At 52.7% G+C, this 3435-nt stretch carries 2 rRNA genes; both read left to right on the top strand.

The features are described from left to right. Positions 1-224: 224 nt before the first annotated feature. Positions 225-3119, top strand: a 23S ribosomal RNA gene (locus tag LMG33818_RS12875). Between the two features lie 144 nt (positions 3120-3263). Beyond that, positions 3264-3379: ribosomal RNA gene (rrf, locus tag LMG33818_RS12870) — 5S ribosomal RNA — on the top strand. Positions 3380-3435 lie beyond the last annotated feature (56 nt).

Below are 3435 nucleotides of genomic sequence, written 5' to 3'. Positions count from 1 at the left end.
CGCTCTTTAACAATGTAAATCATGCTGATGCCAAATCCAGCGTTGAACACCACGATTATCCACCAGGATGGATTGTGTGTCGTGACACGCTGGTCTACCACGGAATCGGTGCTTTCTTCATTATCAGCGGAGGAGGTGACTGAGGTGGTAGTAATGAGATACGTCTCAAGCGTATCCGGCGAAAATCGTTGATTAATCGTACATGTGACCCCTTCGGGTTATATGGTCAAGCGATTAAGCGCACACGGTGGATGCCTAGGCAGCCAGAGGCGATGAAAGACGTGATAGCCTGCGATAAGCGTTGGGGAGGTGGCAAATGACCTTTGATCCAGCGATTTCTGAATGGGGAAACCCACCGGTCATCAGGCCGGTATCACTATCTGAATTCATAGGGTAGTGAGGCGAACCGGGAGAACTGAAACATCTAAGTACCCCGAGGAAAAGACATCAATTGAGATTCCCCCAGTAGCGGCGAGCGACCGGGGAGTAGCCCTTAAGTCATCATTGTTTTAGTGGAAGCGTCTGGAAAGTCGCGCCAAAGTGGGTGATAGTCCCGTACACGAAAGGGCAGTGATGGTGAAATCGAGTAGGTCGGAGCACGTGAAACTTTGACTGAATATGGGGGGACCATCCTCCAAGGCTAAATACTCCTGGCTGACCGATAGTGAACCAGTACCGTGAGGGAAAGGCGAAAAGAACCCCGGAGAGGGGAGTGAAATAGATCCTGAAACCGTGTGCGTACAAGCAGTGGGAGCAGACATGTTCTGTGACTGCGTACCTTTTGTATAATGGGTCAGCGACTTATTCTCAGTAGCGAGCTTAACCGGTTAGGGGAGGCGTAGGGAAACCGAGTCTTAAATGGGCGCATAGTTGCTGGGAATAGACCCGAAACCGGGCGATCTATCCATGAGCAGGTTGAAGGTTGAGTAACATCAACTGGAGGACCGAACCGGGATCTGTTGAAAAAGATTCGGATGACTTGTGGATCGGAGTGAAAGGCTAATCAAGCCCGGAGATAGCTGGTTCTCCTCGAAAGCTATTTAGGTAGCGCCTCACGTATCACCGCTGGGGGTAGAGCACTGTTTCGGCTAGGGGCCCATCCCGGGTTACCAACCCGAGGCAAACTCCGAATACCAGTGAGTGCAGCGTGGGAGACACACGGCGGGTGCTAACGTCCGTCGTGAAAAGGGAAACAACCCAGACCGTCAGCTAAGGCCCCAAAATCCTGATTAAGTGGGAAACGATGTGGGAAGGCCCAGACAGCTAGGAGGTTGGCTTAGAAGCAGCCATCCTTTAAAGAAAGCGTAATAGCTCACTAGTCGAGTCGGCCTGCGCGGAAGATATAACGGGGCTCAAATCAGGTGCCGAAGCTACGGGTTTATATCATGAGATATAAGCGGTAGAGGAGCGTTGTGTAAGCCTGCGAAGGTGGATTGAGAAGTCTGCTGGAGGTATCACAAGTGCGAATGCTGACATGAGTAACGATAAGGGGAGTGAAAACCTCCCCCGCCGGAAGACCAAGGGTTTCTGTTCGACGTCAATCGGAGCAGAGTGAGTCGGCCCCTAAGGCGAGGCCGAAAGGCGTAGTCGATGGGAAACGGGTTAATATTCCCGTACCGGATATTACTGCGATGGGGGGACGGAGAAGGCTAGGCGGGCCTGGTGATGGTTCCAGGTGAAAGTATGTAGGTGGATGTCTTAGGCAAATCCGGGACGTTAACACCGAGATACGAGACGAACCCACTCCTTGTGATTGGGGAAGCCGTTGATGCCACGCTTCCAGGAAAAGCCTCTAAGCTACAGGTAATATGTGACCGTACCCCAAACCGACACAGGTGGTCAGGTAGAGAATACCCAGGCGCTTGAGAGAACTCGGGTGAAGGAACTAGGCAAAATGGTACCGTAACTTCGGGAGAAGGTACGCTGCTTTTGGTGAAGGGCTTGCCCCGTAAGCTGAGAGCAGTCGAAGATACTAGGTGGCTGCAACTGTTTATTAAAAACACAGCACTCTGCAAACGCGTAAGCGGACGTATAGGGTGTGACGCCTGCCCGGTGCTGGAAGGTTAATTGATGGTGTTAGGATTCGTCCGAAGCTCCTGATCGAAGCCCCAGTAAACGGCGGCCGTAACTATAACGGTCCTAAGGTAGCGAAATTCCTTGTCGGGTAAGTTCCGACCTGCACGAATGGCGTAATGATGGCCACACTGTCTCCACCCGAGACTCAGTGAAATTGAAATCGCTGTGAAGATGCAGTGTTCCCGCGGCTAGACGGAAAGACCCCGTGAACCTTTACTACAGCTTCACACTGGACGCTGATGTTGTCTGTGTAGGATAGCTGGGAGGCTTTGAAACTCTGACGCCAGTTGGAGTGGAGCCGACCTTGAAATACCAGCCTGACATCATTGTCGTTCTAACTTGCTCCCCTGATCGGGGAGAAGGACAGTGTGTGGTGGGTAGTTTGACTGGGGCGGTCTCCTCCTAAAGAGTAACGGAGGAGCACGAAGGTACCCTCAGCACGGTTGGAAATCGTGCAATGAGTGCAAGAGCATAAGGGTGCTTGACTGCGAGACGGACAGGTCGAGCAGGTACGAAAGTAGGTTCTAGTGATCCGGTGGTTCTGAATGGAAGGGCCATCGCTCAACGGATAAAAGGTACTCCGGGGATAACAGGCTGATACCGCCCAAGAGTTCACATCGACGGCGGTGTTTGGCACCTCGATGTCGGCTCATCACATCCTGGGGCTGAAGTCGGTCCCAAGGGTATGGCTGTTCGCCATTTAAAGTGGTACGCGAGCTGGGTTTAGAACGTCGTGAGACAGTTCGGTCCCTATCTGCCGTGGGCGTAGGAAGTTTGAGAAGAGCTGCTCCTAGTACGAGAGGACCGGAGTGGACGAACCACTGGTGTTCCGGTTGTGATGCCAATTGCATTGCCGGGTAGCTATGTTCGGACGGGATAACCGCTGAAAGCATCTAAGCGGGAAGCCCCCTTCAAGATGAGACTTCCCTGGGGCCTAGCGCCCCCTAAAGGACCCTCGAAGACGACGAGGTTGATAGGCACGGTGTAGAAGCGCTGTGAGGCGTTAAGCTAACGTGTACTAATGGTCCGTGAGGCTTGACCATATAACCCCAAGTGGTTATGTGATGATAGTCAATGAGCTGGATACGTTGAGACGTATGGCATCGCATGATTTACGTATTGGTGATGATCCGCTGGCTAGCCAGGGGAGAGACGGAGCGCTCTCTGGATCATCACAGCCGAATATGCCTGACGAACATAGCGAGTGGGCACCACCTGATCCCATGCCGAACTCAGAAGTGAAACCGCTTAGCGCCGATGGTAGTGTGGGGCTTCCCCATGTGAGAGTAGGTCATCGTCAGGCATCTATCCCAGAGAACCCGTTGTGTCGGAAGGCACAGCGGGTTTTCTTTTTGTCTG

Origin of the sequence: Cernens ardua (assembly GCF_051251085.1) — a bacterium.
GTDB classification, from domain to species: Bacteria; Pseudomonadota; Gammaproteobacteria; order Pseudomonadales; family Halomonadaceae; genus Cernens; species Cernens ardua.
Note: the sequence above shows the minus strand (reverse complement) of the source record. Positions and strands in the feature narration are given on the sequence as shown.